The organism is Leifsonia araucanica, assembly GCF_051161895.1.
GTDB lineage: Bacteria > Actinomycetota > Actinomycetes > Actinomycetales > Microbacteriaceae > Leifsonia.
This window is the reverse complement of sequence record NZ_JBMBTW010000002.1, coordinates 705404-722580: the sequence shown is the minus strand read 5'-3', so window position 1 is coordinate 722580 and position 17177 is coordinate 705404. Positions and strand designations below refer to the sequence as shown.

The window sequence follows — 17177 nt, the reverse complement described above, 5'->3', positions numbered from 1 at the left end:
GGTGTGGCCGTAGCATGGCCGCATGTCCGCTGACAGCAGCCCTCCCGCAGGCTCGGCGGCCGAGGTTGCCGACACCGACGACGCCCCGGTCTCCACCAGAAGACTCGAAGCGTTCACCGACGGCGTCTTCGCCATCGCGGCGACGCTGCTGGTCCTCGACCTCGACGTCACCAAGCTCGGCGACATCCACACGGATGCGCAGCTCTGGGCCGCCCTCGGCGATCAGTCGTTCGGGTTCGTCAGCCTCATCATCAGCTTCCTGCTGCTGGCGACGCTGTGGCGCATCCACGTCTGGCAGTTCGAGTACGTGGTCATGGTGGACCCGCGCGCCACGCTCCTCAACACGGTGCGGCTTCTCGGCGTCGTCCTGATCCCGTTCACCACGAGCCTGGCCAGCGAGTACAACGGGTTCGTCGCCGGGCGCATCCTGCTGCCCATCAACTTCCTGTTCGTGATCGGTCTCACGGCGCTGCACTGGTTCTATCTCACGTCGCCGAAGCGCTCGCTGGTCGCCGGCCTCTCCCCCGCCGCTGTGCACTCGACGAGAGCCGGCACCATCGTCGCCCTGGTCCTGGCAGCGCTGACGGTCGCGCTCGCGCCGTGGTTCGGCTCGCTCGCCTTCCTGGTGCAGTTCCTCAACCCGGTGTTCGACCGCTTCCGCGCTGCGAGGCCGCCCGGTGTGCGGAAGCGGCATCACTGATGTGGCGTCATTGACCCGGCACCATTGACCAGAAACGACGACAGGGACCCCGCCGAAGCGGAGTCCCTGTCGATGCGGTGTCGGGGCGCTTACGCGTCGGCGAGGACCGCCTGGAGCTCGAGCGTGATGGTGACCTGCTCGCCAAGGAGCACGCCGCCGGTCTCGAGGGCCGCGTTGTAGGTGAGGCCGAAGTCCTCGCGGTTGATCGTGGCCTTGGCGGTCGCGCCGGCCTTGTAGTTGCCGTACGGGTCCTGACCGAAGCCGCCGAAGTCGAAGTCGAAGGTGACCGGCTTGGTGACGCCCTTGATGGTGAGGTTGCCGTCGACGAGGAAGTCGCCACCCTCGTGGCGGACGCCGGTGGACACGAAGTCGATGGTCGGGAACTCGTCAGCGAGGAAGAAGTCACCGGTGCGCAGGTGCGCGTCGCGGTTCTTGTCCTTGGTGTTGACAGAGGCGACGTCGGCCTTGGCGGTCACGGTGGACTCGAGCGGGTTCTCCGCCGTGACGAAGGTGGCGTCGAAGTTCTCGAAGACGCCCTTGACCTTGCTGATCATGAGGTGACGGATGCTGAAGCCGACCTCCGAGTGAGCGGGGTCGATGGTCCAGGTGCCTGCCTTGTATCCGGGGATGTCGATGGTCATTCGTTGATCTCCTTGAAGTTTGTCTGCGGCGCTCCGCACGCCGTACAGGTACATGCAAGCGTATGGACCGTTCCGCTATTCCGGAAATCCGAAAAAAAGTTGACGCGTCACTCTTTTACCGCGAGCGAGCGCCGCAGTTCCAGGAGTTTCCTAGCATCCGCATCGATCTGGGCGGCTGGGATGCGGCCGGAATCGACGGCCGCCACGACCGCATCCACCAGCGCATCCGGGTCGAGGCCGGCCGCCGCTGGATCGGCGGGGAGCACGTAGAGCAGCATCGTGTTGCCGGCGGCAAGCGCCTGGATCGCGTTCTCCCGCTGGTCGGCGTACTGCGCGAGGCCGGAGTCCTGGAGCATCCGCATGTCGTCGGTGATCGTCACCCCTCGATAGCCCAGCCGGTCGCTCAGGATGCGGTGCCAGGGCGCGGAGAGCGACGCGGGAGCCGCATCCACCGCGCTGTAGACGAGGTGGCCGAACATGACCAGCTCGGCCCCCGCCGTGACCCCTGCGGCGAAGGGCGGAGCATCCCTGGTCTGCCAGTCGGCGACGCTGAGGCCGGTGGCCGGGATGCTCGTGTGCGAGTCCGCGTCGGTCTCGCCGTGCCCGGGGAAGTGCTTGAGCGTGCTGTAGACCTGGCCGCGCTCCCCGGTCACCGACGCGGCGACGCGCTCGGCGGCCGCGGCGGGCGTCGTGCCGAGCACGCGGTCGAAGATGAACGAGCCGGGGTCGGCCGTCGTGTCGGCGACCGTGCCGAAGTTGACCGTGACGCCCGCCTGCTTCAGCAGGGCGCCGCGCTGGGCGAACGCCGTCTGGGTCGCCGCCGGCGGCTCGGACTTCAGCACGTCGGCGCCGGGCAGCGAATCCCAGGGCAGCCGGGTGACGTCTCCGCCCTCCTCGTCGATCGCCACCAGCGGGGGCAGCTCGGGATCGGAGGCCGTCATCGTCGCGTTCTGGGCGGCCAGGGCGGCCGGGCTCGCCGGGATGTTGTCGCCCATCAGGATCATGCCGCCGACGCCGTACCGGTCGACGAAGCCGCGCAGGGCGGACCCGTCCGTGCCCGGCTGGTGCAGCATCAGGAGGCTCGCGACCTTCTGCCGGAGCGTCATGTTCGCCAGCCGCGCCCGCGCGTACGCGGCCACCGGATCGGCGGTGGCTGTCGGCGACGGCGTGGCCGTGGCGCTGTGTGCGGCGGACGCTGTGCGACCCGCTGCTCCGGATGGCGCGCCGGTCGCGCATCCCGTGACCGCGACGGCCGCCGCGACCGTCAGCGCAAGCGCTGCCACCCGGGTTCCTCGTCGACTCCTCACCTCTCGATGGTAGTCGCGCCGCCGGGCGGCCGCCGGTCAGCCGCCGGTCAGCCCTTCACGGCACCGCCCAGTCCCGCCGAGCGCAGGAACAGCCCCTGGAACACCAGGAACAGCACGATCGGGATGAGCGTTGAGATCGCCAGCGCTGCGAGGTACACGTCCAGCTGGATCGCCGCCTGCAACGTCGGCAGGCGCACGGACAGCGGCTGGATGGCCGGGTCGCGCAGCACGAGCAGCGGCCAGAGGTAGTCCTTCCACGCCGCGATGATCGCGAACACGGACACCACGCCGAGGATCGGCTTCGACATCGGCAGCACGATCGACCAGAACAACCGGAACGGTCCGGCACCGTCGGTCCGCGCCGCCTCGAACACCTCGCGAGGCAGGTTGTCGAAGAACCGCTTGATCAGCACCACGTTGAACGCGCTCGCGCCCGCCGGCAGCCACACCGCCCAGAACGTGTTGATCAGCGACTGGCCGAGCAGCGGCGGGTTCAAGATGGTGAGGTACAGCGGGACGAGCAGCACCACCGACGGCACGAACAGGGTGCCGAGGATCAGTCCGTAGAGCACCTTGCCGTACTTCGGCCGGAGCACGCTCAGCGCGTATCCGGCCGTCGTCGCCACCACGATCTGCATCACCCAGGAGCCGAGCGCCACCCAGATCGTGTTCATGAACTGCACGTCGATGTGCACCGTCGACCACGCGGTGGAGATGTTGGCCCAGTCGACACCGTTCGGGAACAGCGCCATCGGGGTCCTGAGCGTGTCCTGCGTCGGCGTGATCGCCGACTTCGCGAGCCAGAGCAGCGGTCCGAGACCAACGACGATCAGCAGCAGCAACAGCACCAGATGGGTGATGCGCGTCCCCCACCGGATGCCCGGCTTGCGCCAGTCGGACGGCGACAGGATGCCGCGGTCCCCCGCAGCGTCGCCGCGTCGCGCCTGGCCCCGTCGCCCCTGGCCGCGCCTGCCGCCTCCGCCGCGCCCGCGACGCCCTCCGCTTCCCCGGCCCCCCTGCTGCAGCCCGGCGTCGTCGAGTTCGTCGGTCATGACGTTCATGACCTCCGGCGTGAAATCGGTCGAGGTGGTCAATTCTGGCTCCAAGACTTGGTGAGACGGAAGTACACGAGCGAGAGCACGGCGAGGAAGGCGGCAAGCATCAGGCTGAGCGCCGTCGCCGCTCCGTAGTCGCCGCCCAGCGAGTTCTGGAACGCGTAGCGGTAGATGAGCAGCAGCACGGTCACGGTCGAGTTGACCGGCCCGCCGCCGGTGAACAGGTACGGCTCCAGGAACACCTGCGCCGTGCCGATGATCTGCAGGATGAGGGTGATCAGCAGGATGCTCCTCAGCTGCGGCATCGTCACGTGCCAGATCTTCTGCCAGATGTTCGCACCGTCCACTTCGGCGGCGTCGTAGAGCTCCGGCGCGACGCCGGTGATCGCCGCCAGGTAGATGATGATGGTGCCGCCGGCGGCCGCCCAGGTCGCCTCGACCACCAGCGACGGCATCGCCTGGGTCGCATCCTGGATCCAGGGCTGCGGCGGGATGCCCACCCAGCCGAGGATCGTGTTGAACACGCCGGTCGGGCTCGCGTCGTAGAAGAACTTCCACAGCAGCACGGCCACCACGGGCGGCACGACCACCGGCAGGTAGGCCAGGGCGCTGTAGAGCCCTTTCGCTCGCTTGACCTCGCTCATCAGCACGGCGGCGATCAGCGGGATGGGGTAGCCCAGAAGGAGCGCGAGGAACGCGAACCAGGCCGTGTTGCCGATCGCGGTCCAGAACAGCGGGTCGTTGACGACCTGCACGAAGTTGTCCCAGCCGACGAAGGTGGGGGCGGAGACCAGATTGGTGTGCTGGAAGCTCATCACCACGCTGCGCACGATCGGCCACCAGGAGAAGACGCCGAAGATGACGATCATCGGCAGCAGGAAGAGGAGGTTGCTGAGGCCTCCTCCGCGCAGCCAGGTCATCGGGGTGCGCCGCGCCACGCGGCGCGCTGTCGGTCGCTGGCGGTCGATCGCTGTCATGGGGTCGGTGCTTTCTGTCGGTGTCGGGAGGCGGGCTGCACGGTCGGCGGGACGCGTGCTGCGTCCCGCCGACCGGCCTGGTGCACTACTTGTCGGCGTCGACCAGCTTCTGAATGTCGGAGTCGACCTTGGTCAGCAGCTGATCGATGTTCGCGTTCTTGTCGGTCAGCACGGCCTGGACGACCGCATCCAGTGCTCCATAGAGCTCCTGGGTGTGCTTGTTCGGCTCCGGCACGAGGTTCGCGTCGAAAATCTTGTCGGTGAACGGCGCGACGTTCTCCAGCGGGATGTTCACCTCCGGCTTGATCCACGACATCGTCTGGTCGTACGTGGCCTTGTCGAACACCGGCAGCGTCGGGACGCCGACCGGCTGGTTCGACTTCGCGAGCACCTTCGCGTCCGCGACGGCCTGGTCCTCGTTGAGCAGCTTCTGCATGTAGTAGAAGTCGATCCACTTCACCGCGGCCGTCTTCTGCGCCTCGTTCGACTTGGGGCTGACCGCCGCGACATTGCCGCCGACCAGCACACCGGCATCCTTGTTGCTCGCATCGATCGGGAGCATGGTGAGCCCATAGTTCTTCGGGTCGACGTTGTTCTGCTGAACCAGCGCGGTGAGCACGTCGGAGCCGGACGGGTACATGGCGATCTGTCCAGCACCGAACGCCTGGTTGATGCCGCTCCAGTCGAGCAGGAAGTTGCTGCCGACCGAGTTGTCCTCCCAGCGCAGGTCGTGCAGGAACTGCAGAGCCTCCTTGGTGACCGGGTTGTTGGTGGTGACCTTCGTCTTCCCGCCGTCGGTGGTCTCCATCCGGCCGCCGCGCGCGTACGTCGTGGTGGTCAGCTCCCAGCCGCCGGTGTTGCCCTGCGTCATCTGCATGTATCCGGCGACGCCAGGCACCTTCTCGGAGATGGTCTTCGCGTCCTCGCGGACCTCGTCCCACGTCGTCGGGGGCTTGTCAGGGTCGAGCCCGGCCTTCTGGAAGATCTCCCTGTTGTACGAGAGGCCCATCGCGTACGGCCCGTACGGGATGCCGTAGATCTTGTCGCCGCTCTTCGCCACGGCGAGCACGTTCTCGTTGAACTTGCCCGCGTACGAGAGAGCCGAGACTTCTTTGGTGATGTCGGCGAGCTGGCCGGCCTGCAGCAGGGACTGCGAGTCGGTGAACGGCACGTTGAAGACGTCGGGGAGGGTGCCGCCGGCGAGCTGGGTCGAGAACGTCGGCCCGGTCCACTGGTACTCCTCCGACTTCACGACGATGTTCGGGTTCGCCTTCTCGAACTCCTTCACGCGGTCGTCGAACGCCTTGAACGCGGCCTTGTCGCTGCCGGGGATGAGACTGGCAACGGTGATGTGCACCTTGCCGTCGCTCGAGTCGCCGCTGCCGGAGCCTGAGCATCCTGCGAGCAGGCCGACCCCGGCGATCGTGATCGCTGCGACTGCTGCGATCGTTCGTGGTGACCTCATTGTCGGTTCCTTTCGGTGGTGTGGTGTGATGCGGTGTGGTGCGGGGATGGAAGCTGCGTGCGCAGCCAGGCGGTGGAGTCCGGGGGCAGCAGGCCGCCGACGAGCGGGTCGCTGCTGAGCAGGATGGCGGTGTGCTCCGGCAGAGCCACCGCCTCGGTGGAGAGGTTGGTGACGCTGACGAACCGGTCGCCGCGGGAGAACGCCAGGGTGCCGGGAGGGCCGTCGATCCAGCGCAGAGGTCCGTCGCCGAGCCCGGGCTCCGACCGCCGCAGCCGCAGGGCGTTGCGGTACAGCCACAGCATCGAGCTGGCGTCGGACTGCTGGGCCTCGACGGTCAGCGCCGCCCACGCTTCCGGCTGCGGCAGCCACGGTTCGGCGGACGCCTCACGCGGACTGAACCCGAACGGTGGATGCACCCCCCGCCACGGCAGAGGAACGCGGCAGCCGTCGCGGCCGGGATCCACCCCGCCGGAGCGGAAGTGCATCGGGTCCTCGAGCCGGTCCGCCGGCAGGTCCTCGACCTCCGGGAGGCCGAGCTCGTCGCCCTGGTAGAGGTACAGCGAGCCGGGCAGTGCGGCGGTCAGCAGGGCGGCGGCACGGGCACGGCGGCGCCCGAGGGCCAGATCCGTCGGCGTGCCGACGCGCTTCTTCGCGAACGCGAACGACGAGTCCGCGCGGCCGTAACGGGTGACCGGCCGCGTCACGTCGTGGTTCGACAGCACCCAGGTGCTCGGCGCATCCACCGGGGCGTGGGCGGCGAGCGTCTGGTCGATGGATGCGCGGAGTTCGTGCGCATCCCAGGGCCTCGCCAGGAAGTCGAAGTTGAACGCGGTGTGCAGCTCGTCCGGCCGCAGGTACATCGCGAACCGGTCGATCTCGGGCAGCCAGATCTCGCCGACCAGCACGCGGGTGCCCGGGTAGGAATCCGCGATGGCCCGCCAGCCCCGATAGATGTCGTGCAGTTCGTCCCTGTCCTGGTTGGGGTGCTCCCCCGGCCCCGGATGCTCGGGCACCTCCGGCAGGCTCTCGTCCTTCACGAGCAGCGCGGCCGAGTCGATGCGGACACCGGCGACGCCCCTGTCGAACCAGAACCGCAGGATCGCCTCGTGCTCGGCACGCACCTCCGGATGGTTCCAGTTGAGGTCGGGCTGCTGCGGCGTGAACAGGTGCAGGTACCACTCGCCCGGCGTGCCGTCAGGGTTCGTGGTGCGGGTCCAGGTCTCGCCGGAGAAGTTGGACACCCAGCCGGTGGGGAGCTCGTCGCCGTTCTCGCCGCGGCCGGGGCGGAACCAGAAGCGTTCGCGCTCCGGAGAGCCTGGACCGGCGGCCAGCGCGGCCTGGAACCACGGGTGCTGGTCGGAGATGTGGTTGGGGACGACGTCCACGATCGTGCGGATGCCGAGGGTGAGCGCCTCCTGGATCAGCGTCTCCGCCTCCGCCAGGTCGCCGAACGCCGGGTTGATGGTGCGGTAGTCGGCCACGTCGTAGCCGCCGTCGGCGAGCGGCGACTCGTACCAGGGCGTGAACCAGATCGCGTCGACCCCGAGGTCGCGCAGGTAGCCGAGGTGCTTCCTGACACCGGCGAGGTCGCCGATGCCGTCTCCGTTGCCGTCCGCGAAGCTGCGGAGGTAGATCTGGTAGATCACCGCGCTGCGCCACCAGAGCGGGTCGGCCGTGGACGGCGAGAGCGCGGACGCGGCGGGCCGTGCGGCCTGCTCGGCGGCGTCGGCGGTCTCTACGGCGTCAGCAGCGGCGGCGTCTGCAGCATCAGCGGTGGGGGCGGTGGGCTGCGCGCTCAGCACGGGGAGGTCCACGGATGTGCCCTTCGGTCGGGCGACCTCCCGCGGTGCGGTGCGCGCCGATCATCCGTGGCGCGTCCGCGCCGCTCAGGTCGGCGGTTCGGTCGTCGCGATGACGTGTCCGAACTGCCGGCTCCGTCGTCGTGGAGCCGAATGTAGCGTTAATGACAGTTCACTGCAAGAACGCGACACTGAGTAATTCTTTTGCGCACATTTGCACTGAATTGCATAACAATTACGCGTGCTGAGCCGGTCCCGTCGACCCTCGGACCACCAGTTCCGGTTCGAAGAACAGCTCGTCCGAGATGGCGGAGTCGCTGGAGATCTGCCGCAGCAGCAGCTCGATCACGGTGCGCCCCATCGGCTCGATCGGCTGCCGGACCGTGGTCAGCGGCGGCTCCGTGCAGTTCATCAGCGCCGAGTCGTCGTAGCCGACGATCGACACGTCCGCCGGCACGGAGAGGCCGGCGCGCCGCACGGCCCTGATCGCGCCGAGCGCCATCGGGTCGCTGGCGCAGACGATCGCCGTCACCCCGGCCTTGAGCAGCCGCGCCGCTCCGGCTTGACCGGCCTCCAGCGAGTAGAGCGAGTGCACGATCAGATCGTCGTCGAGCTCGGCTCCCCAGCCCGCCACGATCCGCCGGGCGGCGGCGAGCTTCCGCTGTGACGGCACGTGATCGCGCGGCCCGAGCAGCAGCCCGATGCGCTCGTGCCCGAGGGAGCGGAGATGCCCGAGCGCCTGCGCCGTCGCGACCGTGTCGTCGCAGGACACTGTGGCGAATGGGAGGTCGTCGACCGGCGCGTTGACCAGCACCGTCGGGAGGTTGAGGTCGGTGAGCCTGGCGTAGTGCTCGTGCGACGCATCCTGCTGCGCGTACGCCCCGCCAACGAAGACTACGCCGGACACCTGCTGTTGCAGCAGCAGCTCCACGTAGTCCGCCTCGGAGATGCCTCCGGCCGTCTGGGTGCAGAGCACCGGCGTGTATCCGTTCTGCGCGAGAGCGCCGCCGATCACCTCCGCGAAGGCGGGGAAGATCGGGTTCTGCAGCTCGGGGAGCACGAGCCCCACCAGCCGGGCACGCTCTCCGCGCAGCTTGGTCGGGCGTTCGTACCCCAGCACATCCAGTGCCGTGAGAACCGCCTGTCTCGTCGCCTCGGACACCCCTGGTTTCTCGTTCAGGACGCGGCTGACCGTCGCTTCACTGACCCCGACCTTGCGAGCGACCTCGGCGAGACGTTTCGACATGCGCTCAGCATACGCAATTCCTTGCAAGACAGCGCAAGTCTTTTGCAAGCCCTCCGGACGGCCTAGCATGGCGGCCATGACGAATGCGACGGCGGCGAACAAGGTCACGGCGCTGCTGCTCGCCAGCCACCCGGGTCCGACCGTGGTGGTCACCGTCGTCGCGACCGTGCTCGGCGCGAGTCTGGGCTATCCGCCCGGCCGCCTGGCGGTGCTGGCACTCGCGATCCTGCTCGGCCAGTTGTCCATCGGGTGGTCGAACGACTGGCTCGACGCAGCACGGGATGCGCAGGTCGAGCGCGCGGACAAGCCGGCCGCCCGCGGCGCGATCGGCGTCGTCACGGTGCGCACGGCGGCCTTCGTAGCCCTGGTCGCTGCCGTCCTGGTCACCCTCGTGCTCGGCCCGCTCGCCGCCATCGCGCACGTGGTCGCCATCGCGGGCGGCTGGGCGTACAACCTCGGTCTCAAGGCCACGGCGGTGTCGTTCCTGCCGTTCGCGGTCAGCTTCGGCATCCTGCCCGCCATCGTCACGCTCGGACTCGAGCCGCCGCGACTCGCGGCCGCCTGGGTGGTCGCCGCGGGAGCACTGCTCGGAGTCGCCGCGCACGTCACGAATGTGCTGCCGGACCTCGCCGACGACGACCGCACGGGCATCCGGGGCCTGCCGCACCGGATGGGGGCCGTGCCGAGCGGGTTGCTCGCCTTCGCCTGCCTCGCCGCGGCCAGCGTGCTGATCGCGTTCGGGCCGGGCTGGCCGCCGCGCATCCCGCTGCTGATCGGGCTGGCCATCGGGATCGTGATCGCGGTGACCGGCGTGGTCCTGCTGCTGCGCCGCTCGCCGACGCGGCTGCTCATGCAGCTCATCATGGGCTGCGCCGTGGTCGACGTGGTGATGCTCGCCTTCGCCGGTCAGTCGACCGCGGTCTGAACCTTCTCCGCTGCCGGCTCGTGGTTGCGGATGCCGACGGCCGAGACGATGCCGCCGACCAGCATCAGCCCGGCGGCGACGATCATCGCCCTGTCGAGGCCCGCCCGGTCGAGCGTGCCTCCCACGATGAGGCCGATCATGGCCACTGTGACCAGACCGGCGATGCGCGAGACGGCGTTGTTCACCGCGGAGCCGATGCCCGCCTGGGCCGGATGGATGGCACCGAGGATCGCGCTGGTGAGCGGGGCGACCGTGATCGACAGGCCGACGCCGAAGAGCAGCACGGCGGGCAGGAGGTTGGTCCAGAAGTTGACGTCCTCCCCCATCATCAGCAGCCAGAGGAACCCGCATCCGGCGATCACCGGCCCGATGGCCATGAACAGCCGCGGACCGTACTTGCCGGCGAGCCCGCCGAACACCCCGGACAGCAGCAGCATGCACAGCGTCGACGGGATGAACACGAACCCGGCCTCCGTCGCCCCGAACCCGGCGACCTGCTGCAGATAGAGCGTGACGGTCAGCGGCGCGAAGGCGAGCGCACCGTAGACCAGCGCCGTCGCGATGTTGCCGACCCAGAAGTTGTGCACCCGGAACAGCCCGAGCGGCAGCATCGGCTGCTTGGCCCTGGTCTGCCAGAAGAAGAACGCCGCGAGCGACAGGATGCCGACGATGAGCGGGAGGAAGACGCGCGGGCTTCCCCAGCCGTACACGCCCTGCTCGATCAGCGCGAACACGGTTCCCGCCAGGCCGAGGGAGCCGAGCACGGCGCCCAGGATGTCGACGCGGCCGCCCGTCCCGTGGTCCTGCTTCAGCCCGATCATCATGGCGAGCGTGATGCCGATGGGGATGACGTTGATCACGAACACCCAACGCCAGGAGAGCGTGTCGACGAACACGCCGCCGAGCACGGGGCCCGCGATCATGGCCACGCCCGTCCACGCCGTCCAGCGGCCGATCGCCTTCGCCTGCGCCGCGCCGGAGAACGTCGAGATGATGAGCGCGAGCGAGCTCGGAACGAGGAGGGCGCCGGAGACACCCTGCAGGGCTCGCGCGATCACCAGGAACACGCCCGTCGGCGCGAACGCGCAGAGCAGCGACGTCACGCCGAAGCCGATCAGGCCCGCGTACAGCACGCGCTTGCGGCCGAACACGTCCGACAGCGACCCGGCGATCAGGATGAGCGACCCGAGCGTCACGAGGTAGCCGTCGACCACCCACTGCTGCAGCGGCAGCCCGCCGCCCAGCTCCTTGTCGATGGCGGGCAGCGCCACGTTGATCACCGCACCGTCGAGGAAGGCGACGAAACTGGCGAGGATCGCGATGACGAGCACCCGGAGTTGCGACGAAGACATGCGCTCGGTGGTCATGTTCTCAGTAAACGGGGAGCGAGCCGTAATGGCAACCGCAGACGCCTCCCAGCGTGCCGCGGGTGCGCGCAGGGCGTAGCCTGACCCTGAAATGTCCGACGAGCCGCGCCCTGTCTCCGCGCGCTCCGGGCCCGCAGCGACCCGGATCGCGGTCATCACCCGTGCCTCCTGGCTGCTCGTGATGGTGCTCACGTCCGTCTTCCACTTCCTCAGGGGCGCGCCGGTGGATGCGTGGATCTTCCTCGGCGGCGCCGTGCTCATCGCACTCGACGCGCTGGGCTGGCTGCACATCCCGGTGCGCGCGCTGCCCGACGGGCAGACGCTCTCGCGCCGCGTCATCGCGTTCAGCCTGATCGGCGTCGCCGCGCTCACCTTCGCGTTCGCCCCGCTCTACGGCGGCGCAGACACCGCACTCGTGGTGGGCCTCGGGGTGCTGCTGCTCCCGGTAGTGTGGGCGGACCGGCCCCGCGCATCCGGAGCAGCGGATGCGGGCGGCAGGCCACAGAGCCAGGACGCGGCACCGGAGGCGCGCGCCGCGATCCGCCGCGCCGCCATCGCCTGGTCGGCGGTGATCGTCGCCGGCTGCGCGTGGGAGATCGCCGCGTTCTTCCTCGGCCGCTCCTCCCCCGCAGCCGAGACTGCGTTCCCGGCACTGTCCGACCTGGTCGACCCGGCCGTCGCCTGGCCGCCCGCCCGCGCTGCGCTCGTCGTGCTCTGGCTCGCCGGCGGATACGCCCTGCTCAGGAGAGGACAGCGATGAGAGAGGTCACCATCGCGGGCTTCCTGCTGTGCGGCGCCGTCATGGCGCTGCTCGTGGTTCGGTCGCACCGCGACCCGCTGCGGCTGGCGCCGTTCTCCGCCCTGCTGGATGTGGTGCTCGCCGACCGCGCGGCCCGGTTCACCATCCTGCTGTTCTGGTGGTGGCTCGGCTGGCACTTCCTGGCGTCTCCGCCGTCGCCGTGAGGCGGGCGACCCGCGCCTGGCTATGTTCTGCCAGCGCGGACTGACTGGTCGCGGGCTACCCTGAAGGCATGCAACAGCCGACCTATGTGGTGGATCCCGCAACCCAGGTTGAGCTGGTCGTGCCCCCCTTTGCGACCCCGGCCGAAACGATCGATCGTGCTGCCCGAGAACGAGCGGGGCTCCTCCGAGAGGTGCATTTCTACCCTGGTCCCGGCAACGAATGGCCGCTCTGGGAAGGGTCGCAATTGAACCCCGTCACCCCTGAAAGCCTCGGAGTGAGTTCCGAACTGGCGTCGGCCGTCCGATCATGGTGTGAACGATGGGAAGAAGCGGTCGGCCATGGCGGAGACCTCAGGGATGAAGGCACGTTCGCCACGTGGGCGGATGAGGGAGACCATCTTGTCCAACGGTTGATGAGCGAAACGTGGCCGATCGCTGACGTGATCGCCGAGCATCGTTAGCCCCGGGGCCTCCGCCTGGATCTCGCCTGTCTAGCAGTAGGTGCGATTCGAGGGGAAGGATGTGATCAGCCGGTCACTATCCGAGGCCCAAGCGGCTTCCACCCGGAACGAATAGAGCTCCCTGTTCGTCTTGCGATCCAGAAGGTAGAACTCGTTGTTTGCGCACCACTTGTTGCCGACCGCCGAGTGGCTCAGGTAGTCAGGGTACAAGATGACTCCCGCAGTCGCACCCGACATCAGATCGTCCCACGACTGAACGCCCCACTCCTGCGGCTTCCAACCAGCAGCCTTGGCAGCATCCAGCTTTTCCTGCCATCTGGCTTCCTTGCCGTCCCGAATGTGCTTGTAGCCCCATCCCGACGTGCCATTCCCTGCACCGCACTTCAGCCGGACATCCTTCCCAACGCCGTTGTAGTAAAACGTGTAGCTTGCGAAAACGTCGCTCTCGTTGTTCAACGAAAAGCAACCGAACCACTGGTCCCAATCGATCAATCTCGATGCCACGCCCGGATCGGATGGAGCGGACGAGTTCTCACCGCGAAGCCGAATCGTGCTCTCTTGGAATGTGCTCTTCGGGACCTCCACCAACGTGCCGTTGGACGAGGTGAAGATGGCAATGTCCGGTGGCGGAAGTTCGACCGCTACGGCGGCCCCCGCGGAGAGCGAGCTCACGAGCGCGGCCCCGACAGCGATGGCAAGTGATTTGAAAGGCGTTCGCATGAATAGTTCTCCTCAACGACCATCGTTGTGCGGTCAATGAGAACTCTCGCAGAAAGGAATCAGAAGTACCACTTACAAGCATTTTTGCGTGAGAGGAAGCAGTCGGGCCGCGCGGCGACCCGCGCCTAGTTGTTCCCCTTCGTGCACGTCGCCTGCGCCGCCGTCTGCCCGGTGATGCTGCTCGGCAGCTCGACCGGACCGGAGGTCGCGGGCGCGCCGGGAGTGGCGGGCGCCGACGCATCCGGTGCGGTCGGGTCGGGCGTCGTCGGGGTGGTCGGCTCGGGCGTGCCCGGCGCCGTCGGGTCTTCTGCCGCGCGGCCGATGCTGCCGGTGAGTTTCACCGGCTGGTCGTTGACGAGGGCCGTGTTGATGGCGGAGGCCGCGTTGTCGTCGACGATCACCCTGTCCGCATCGTCCGGATCGGTGATCGCCGGGTACTGCAGGAACACCATGTTGTCGAGCCCGGTGTCTTTGAGGGCGAGGGCGATCTCGACGAGCGTCGTCGGGTTGGTAAGCGTGTCGGACGGCGTGATGTTCTCGACAGCCGCCTTCGCCAGCCCGTACAGCTGCACCGGATTGCTGAGGACGCCTCCGGAGACGACCTTCCTGGCCAGGGCGGAGAGGAAGACCTGCTGGTTGCTGATGCGGCCGAGGTCGCTGCCGTCCCCCACTCCGTGCCTGCTGCGGAGGAACGAGAGCGCCATGTCGCCGACCAGGGTGTTCTCGCCGGCGGGAAGGTCGAGTGGCGGGGTGGTGTAGTCGTCGGTGACCGGGGTGGCGAGACAGACGCTCACTCCGCCGATGGCGTTCGACATCGCACTCACGCCGTTGAAGTTGATCACGGCGCCGAACGGGATGTCGATGCCGGTCAGCTGCTCGACGGTCAGCACCACGCAGCCCAGCCCACCGCGCGACAGCGCCGTGTTGAACATCGCGCTGCTGGAACCGTCGATGGTGCCGCCGCCGTTGGGGGCCGGGCAGTCCGGAATCTTCACCATCAGGTCGCGGGGGAAGCTCACTACCATCGCGCTCTTGTGGTCCTGGGCGATGTGCAGCAGCATCGTCACATCGTTGTTGCCTTCCCCGGTGCTCGCGTCCTGCTCCTCCGCCGAGTCGTAGACCCCGCCCAGGTTGCTGCGACTGTCGGTGCCGGTGAGGAGCAGGTTCACGCCGCCCTGGATCGCCCCGACGTTCGGGATCGCCTGCTTGGTGTGCCCCGGCAGTGCGGGCAGGGCGACGCCCGTCTTCACCGAGCGGGCGACATCCCACACGGCGAACGCGGCCACCGAGCCGATGCTCACGACCACGACAGCCACCGCCGCGGCGAGGATGCGCATGACCGTGCCGACGGCGCGGCGGCGGGGCAGCCGGCCGTGCCGGACGGCGGTCGGCCCCTGTGCGCGCTGGTGCCGGCGCGGGAGGTCGGTCATCGAAGGTCCTTCGGAGGGTCGGGCGAAAGAAGGGATGACGGAATCCTAGCTACAAGTCCTCGCGATGACCTTGGAGGCTCACTGGGTGTTCTGAAAGCCCCCTCACGCCGCTCAGCGCTGCGCGCCGGCCCTGCGCGTCCGCGCACGCAGCGGCGAACGGTGCGCCAGCTCGACCACGATCGCCTTGTCGTTCCCCGGATTCGCCGGGTCGAACCACAGCCGGGTCTGCTGCCCGTCCTGGATGGGGTCCGCCGCCGTGATCAGCATCGGCCGCTGCACCCAGCGCTGCGTGCCCTGCAGGTCGGTGAAGCCGAACGTGACCGTGGTGAAGATCCGGTCGCTCTCGCGGAACATCGTGTATCCCTTGTCGGTGACGACCGCCGTCACCTGCGTGCCCGTCCGCATCGCGGCCTCGTCCGCGTTCTCGCGCCGCGCACGGGCACCGGCCGCCGCGATCCCGAGCATTAGGCAGACGACCGCGAGGGCGATGAGCCCGTAGCCGATGGTCGTGACGAACGCCGGGCCGCTCTCCGCAGACACCAGGATCACGCCCGCCCCCGCGCCGAGCAGCACGGCGGCGTTCCCGTACATGATGCCGAGGTCGCCCCGCTTCATCACGAGCGCCGCCCACGCGATCGACGCCCCGATGGCGAGCATCATCCCGAGCGGGATGGCGACCAGGATGAGCACGGGCGGCTCCTCCGGCTGGGTCGCCATCATCGTCCCGAAGCCGCCCCAGCCGTATCCGGCGGCCAGCCCTCCGACCAGCAGCAGGATCAGCGTGACGACCACACGCACGTTCGACGGCCGCCGCTCCGCTCGCTCGCGTCGGGCGATGGTCGGGTCGACGGTGCTCATGCCCTCATTCAATCGGCATCGGGATGAGCAGCACAAGAACCCCTTGTCCCGCGCCCGAGCGGCGTGCAACACTATCCATCGTGATCCGTTAGCAGCGATTCCCTCCTCCCCACGACCGTGGGTGAGTCGACCGATCCTGCAAACAAAGGTTTCTCATGTCACGTTACGATCACACCCGTCCCGCCCCGGCCTTCACCATCTCCGCCGTCACAGTGCCGGACACCATCGACGCACCGGACGCCGCCGACTTCATCGGCCTGGCCGCCGTGCGCAGCGCGGTCATCGCCGAGCTGCGCGGCGACACCTCGCCGCTGCCCGCCCCCGAGATCGCCGCCGCCGAGCTCCTCCCGAACTGGAAGGACGAGTCCATCGGCAGCAGGGGCTTCGTCGCCCACGTGGACGGCAGGGTGGTGGGGCGCGGCACTCTCGTGCTCCCCGCCGGCGCGTCCGAGTGCTGGGCGGCGGTGGCGGTGCTCCCCGGCTACCGCGGCGACGGCATCGGCGCGGCCATCTACGCCCGCCTCGAACAGCTGGCCGTGGCTGCCGGCCGCCGCACCATCCAGAACCAGACGGACTACGCGGCCGGGATCGGCGGCGACAGCCTTCCTGCGCCCACCGGGTTCGGCTCCATGCCGCTGGACCTCGCCTCCACCCGGTTCCTTCTCCGGTTCGGCTTCACGCTGGAACAGATCGGGCGGCTGAGCAGCCTTGCCCTGCCGATGGATGCAGACGTCATGGCGTCTTGCCTGCGGGAGACGCTGGCCGCTTCGGCCGGGTATCGCACGGTTACCTGGCAGGGCCGAACGCCCGACGCCTGGGTGGACGCGCTCGCCCTGATGCGCACCAGGATGAGCACCGACACCCCGAACGCCGGGATCGAACAGTCCGAAGATGTCTGGACCGCCGAACGCGTCCGCTCCGTCGACGACCACTGGGAGGCGAGCCCGCGCACCATTCTCACCACCATCGTGGTGGATGCGGAGACGGGAGAGCCCGCCGGGTACACCGAACTCGACGTGCCCGCCGAACCGGACCGCCCGGTGGAGCAGATGGACACCCTCGTGCTCGCCGGCCACCGCGGTCGCCGCCTCGGGATGCTGCTGAAGCTCACCAACCTGCGCGAGCTCGGCGACCGCTTCCCGGCCAGCAGGTCGGTCGAGACGATGAACGCGGAAGACAACCGCCACATGCTCGACGTGAACGAGGCCGTCGGCTTCCGCCCGCTGGCGTATTCGGCCCGCTGGAAGAAGACGATCGGCTGAC

Annotated in this window: 17 protein-coding genes; 6 read left to right on the top strand and 11 right to left on the bottom strand. The window is 68.7% G+C overall.

Going from position 1 to position 17177, the window contains the following annotated elements; genetic code table 11:
- Positions 1-22 precede the first annotated feature (22 nt).
- Positions 23-700, top strand: coding sequence for a TMEM175 family protein (locus tag ACN6M5_RS03420; protein ID WP_434948507.1), 678 nt, complete (start codon positions 23-25; stop codon positions 698-700).
- An 89-nt stretch (positions 701-789) separates the two neighbouring features.
- Here ACN6M5_RS03420 and ACN6M5_RS03415 read toward each other — a convergent pair whose 3' ends face one another.
- The 7 genes from ACN6M5_RS03415 to ACN6M5_RS03385 form a co-directional block, all read right to left on the bottom strand.
- On the bottom strand, positions 790-1341 hold the full coding sequence (locus tag ACN6M5_RS03415) for a YceI family protein (RefSeq protein ID WP_085368439.1): 552 nt from the start codon (positions 1339-1341) through the stop codon (positions 790-792).
- A 107-nt stretch (positions 1342-1448) separates the two neighbouring features.
- Positions 1449-2624, bottom strand: coding sequence for a glycoside hydrolase family 3 N-terminal domain-containing protein (locus ACN6M5_RS03410; protein WP_434948506.1), 1176 nt, complete (start codon positions 2622-2624; stop codon positions 1449-1451).
- Positions 2625-2695: 71 nt separating this feature from the next.
- Complete coding sequence (locus ACN6M5_RS03405) at positions 2696-3742, bottom strand: carbohydrate ABC transporter permease (RefSeq protein WP_434948505.1); 1047 nt, start codon at positions 3740-3742, stop codon at positions 2696-2698.
- A complete protein-coding gene (locus ACN6M5_RS03400; RefSeq protein WP_434948504.1) occupies positions 3739-4680 on the bottom strand; it encodes a carbohydrate ABC transporter permease in 942 nt (313 codons plus the stop codon). The genes ACN6M5_RS03405 and ACN6M5_RS03400 overlap by 4 nt, the downstream gene beginning before the upstream one ends.
- An 85-nt stretch (positions 4681-4765) precedes the next feature.
- Complete coding sequence (locus tag ACN6M5_RS03395) at positions 4766-6145, bottom strand: extracellular solute-binding protein (protein ID WP_434948503.1); 1380 nt, start codon at positions 6143-6145, stop codon at positions 4766-4768.
- Positions 6142-7959, bottom strand: coding sequence for a glycoside hydrolase family 13 protein (locus ACN6M5_RS03390; RefSeq protein WP_434948502.1), 1818 nt, complete (start codon positions 7957-7959; stop codon positions 6142-6144). Before ACN6M5_RS03390 ends, ACN6M5_RS03395 begins: the two co-directional genes overlap by 4 nt.
- Positions 7960-8179: 220 nt before the next feature.
- On the bottom strand, positions 8180-9190 hold the full coding sequence (locus ACN6M5_RS03385) for a LacI family DNA-binding transcriptional regulator (RefSeq protein WP_168689366.1): 1011 nt from the start codon (positions 9188-9190) through the stop codon (positions 8180-8182).
- 76 nt (positions 9191-9266) lie between these two features.
- On the opposite strand from ACN6M5_RS03385, the gene ACN6M5_RS03380 reads away from it, so the two are divergent.
- On the top strand, positions 9267-10115 hold the full coding sequence (locus ACN6M5_RS03380; protein WP_434948501.1) for a UbiA family prenyltransferase: 849 nt from the start codon (positions 9267-9269) through the stop codon (positions 10113-10115).
- Here ACN6M5_RS03380 and ACN6M5_RS03375 read toward each other — a convergent pair.
- Positions 10097-11482 carry an MFS transporter gene (locus ACN6M5_RS03375; RefSeq protein WP_434948500.1) on the bottom strand — a complete coding sequence of 462 codons (1386 nt, stop codon included), beginning with the start codon at positions 11480-11482 and terminating at the stop codon, positions 10097-10099. The genes ACN6M5_RS03380 and ACN6M5_RS03375 overlap by 19 nt on opposite strands.
- 91 nt (positions 11483-11573) lie before the next feature.
- On the opposite strand from ACN6M5_RS03375, the gene ACN6M5_RS03370 reads away from it, so the two are divergent.
- The 3 genes from ACN6M5_RS03370 to ACN6M5_RS03360 all read left to right on the top strand — a co-directional run bounded on the left by ACN6M5_RS03370 (position 11574) and on the right by ACN6M5_RS03360 (position 12906).
- The gene (locus ACN6M5_RS03370) at positions 11574-12242 is read left to right on the top strand and encodes a hypothetical protein (RefSeq protein WP_434948499.1); all 669 of its coding nucleotides are present in this window, start codon (positions 11574-11576) and stop codon (positions 12240-12242) included.
- Positions 12239-12445: a DUF6186 family protein gene (locus tag ACN6M5_RS03365; protein ID WP_434948498.1), complete on the top strand. Its 207-nt coding sequence runs from the start codon at positions 12239-12241 to the stop codon at positions 12443-12445. The genes ACN6M5_RS03370 and ACN6M5_RS03365 overlap by 4 nt, the downstream gene beginning before the upstream one ends.
- Positions 12446-12513: 68 nt before the next feature.
- Positions 12514-12906, top strand: coding sequence for an immunity protein CdiI family protein (locus ACN6M5_RS03360; RefSeq protein ID WP_434948497.1), 393 nt, complete (start codon positions 12514-12516; stop codon positions 12904-12906).
- A gap of 30 nt (positions 12907-12936) precedes the next feature.
- Here ACN6M5_RS03360 and ACN6M5_RS03355 read toward each other — a convergent pair whose 3' ends face one another.
- The 3 genes from ACN6M5_RS03355 to ACN6M5_RS03345 form a co-directional block, all read right to left on the bottom strand.
- Positions 12937-13626, bottom strand: a complete 690-nt coding sequence (locus ACN6M5_RS03355) for a hypothetical protein (protein ID WP_434948496.1) — start codon at positions 13624-13626, stop codon at positions 12937-12939.
- A 125-nt stretch (positions 13627-13751) separates the two neighbouring features.
- Positions 13752-15056, bottom strand: a complete 1305-nt coding sequence (locus ACN6M5_RS03350; protein WP_434948495.1) for an LCP family protein — start codon at positions 15054-15056, stop codon at positions 13752-13754.
- Between the two features lie 111 nt (positions 15057-15167).
- The gene (locus ACN6M5_RS03345; protein ID WP_434948494.1) at positions 15168-15914 is read right to left on the bottom strand and encodes a hypothetical protein; all 747 of its coding nucleotides are present in this window, start codon (positions 15912-15914) and stop codon (positions 15168-15170) included.
- A 155-nt stretch (positions 15915-16069) separates the two neighbouring features.
- Here ACN6M5_RS03345 and ACN6M5_RS03340 point away from each other — a divergent pair, with 155 nt between their 5' ends.
- Positions 16070-17176: a GNAT family N-acetyltransferase gene (locus ACN6M5_RS03340; RefSeq protein WP_434948493.1), complete on the top strand. Its 1107-nt coding sequence runs from the start codon at positions 16070-16072 to the stop codon at positions 17174-17176.
- The last annotated feature ends 1 nt before the right edge of the window (position 17177 follow it).

Excerpts from the sequence above, each read along its gene's own strand:
- ACN6M5_RS03420 (WP_434948507.1), top strand. The coding sequence starts at position 23 with ATGTCCGCTGACAGCAGCCCTCCCGCAGGCTCGGCGGCCGAGGTTGCC.
- ACN6M5_RS03415 (WP_085368439.1), bottom strand. The coding sequence starts at position 1,341 with ATGACCATCGACATCCCCGGATACAAGGCAGGCACCTGGACCATCGAC.
- ACN6M5_RS03400 (WP_434948504.1), bottom strand. The coding sequence starts at position 4,680 with ATGACAGCGATCGACCGCCAGCGACCGACAGCGCGCCGCGTGGCGCGG.
- ACN6M5_RS03395 (WP_434948503.1), bottom strand. The coding sequence starts at position 6,145 with ATGAGGTCACCACGAACGATCGCAGCAGTCGCAGCGATCACGATCGCC.
- ACN6M5_RS03385 (WP_168689366.1), bottom strand. The coding sequence starts at position 9,190 with ATGTCGAAACGTCTCGCCGAGGTCGCTCGCAAGGTCGGGGTCAGTGAA.
- ACN6M5_RS03380 (WP_434948501.1), top strand. The coding sequence starts at position 9,267 with ATGACGAATGCGACGGCGGCGAACAAGGTCACGGCGCTGCTGCTCGCC.
- ACN6M5_RS03375 (WP_434948500.1), bottom strand. The coding sequence starts at position 11,482 with ATGACCACCGAGCGCATGTCTTCGTCGCAACTCCGGGTGCTCGTCATC.
- ACN6M5_RS03370 (WP_434948499.1), top strand. The coding sequence starts at position 11,574 with ATGTCCGACGAGCCGCGCCCTGTCTCCGCGCGCTCCGGGCCCGCAGCG.
- ACN6M5_RS03365 (WP_434948498.1), top strand. The coding sequence starts at position 12,239 with ATGAGAGAGGTCACCATCGCGGGCTTCCTGCTGTGCGGCGCCGTCATG.
- ACN6M5_RS03360 (WP_434948497.1), top strand. The coding sequence starts at position 12,514 with ATGCAACAGCCGACCTATGTGGTGGATCCCGCAACCCAGGTTGAGCTG.
- ACN6M5_RS03355 (WP_434948496.1), bottom strand. The coding sequence starts at position 13,626 with ATGCGAACGCCTTTCAAATCACTTGCCATCGCTGTCGGGGCCGCGCTC.
- ACN6M5_RS03350 (WP_434948495.1), bottom strand. The coding sequence starts at position 15,056 with ATGACCGACCTCCCGCGCCGGCACCAGCGCGCACAGGGGCCGACCGCC.
- ACN6M5_RS03345 (WP_434948494.1), bottom strand. The coding sequence starts at position 15,914 with ATGAGCACCGTCGACCCGACCATCGCCCGACGCGAGCGAGCGGAGCGG.
- ACN6M5_RS03340 (WP_434948493.1), top strand. The coding sequence starts at position 16,070 with ATGTCACGTTACGATCACACCCGTCCCGCCCCGGCCTTCACCATCTCC.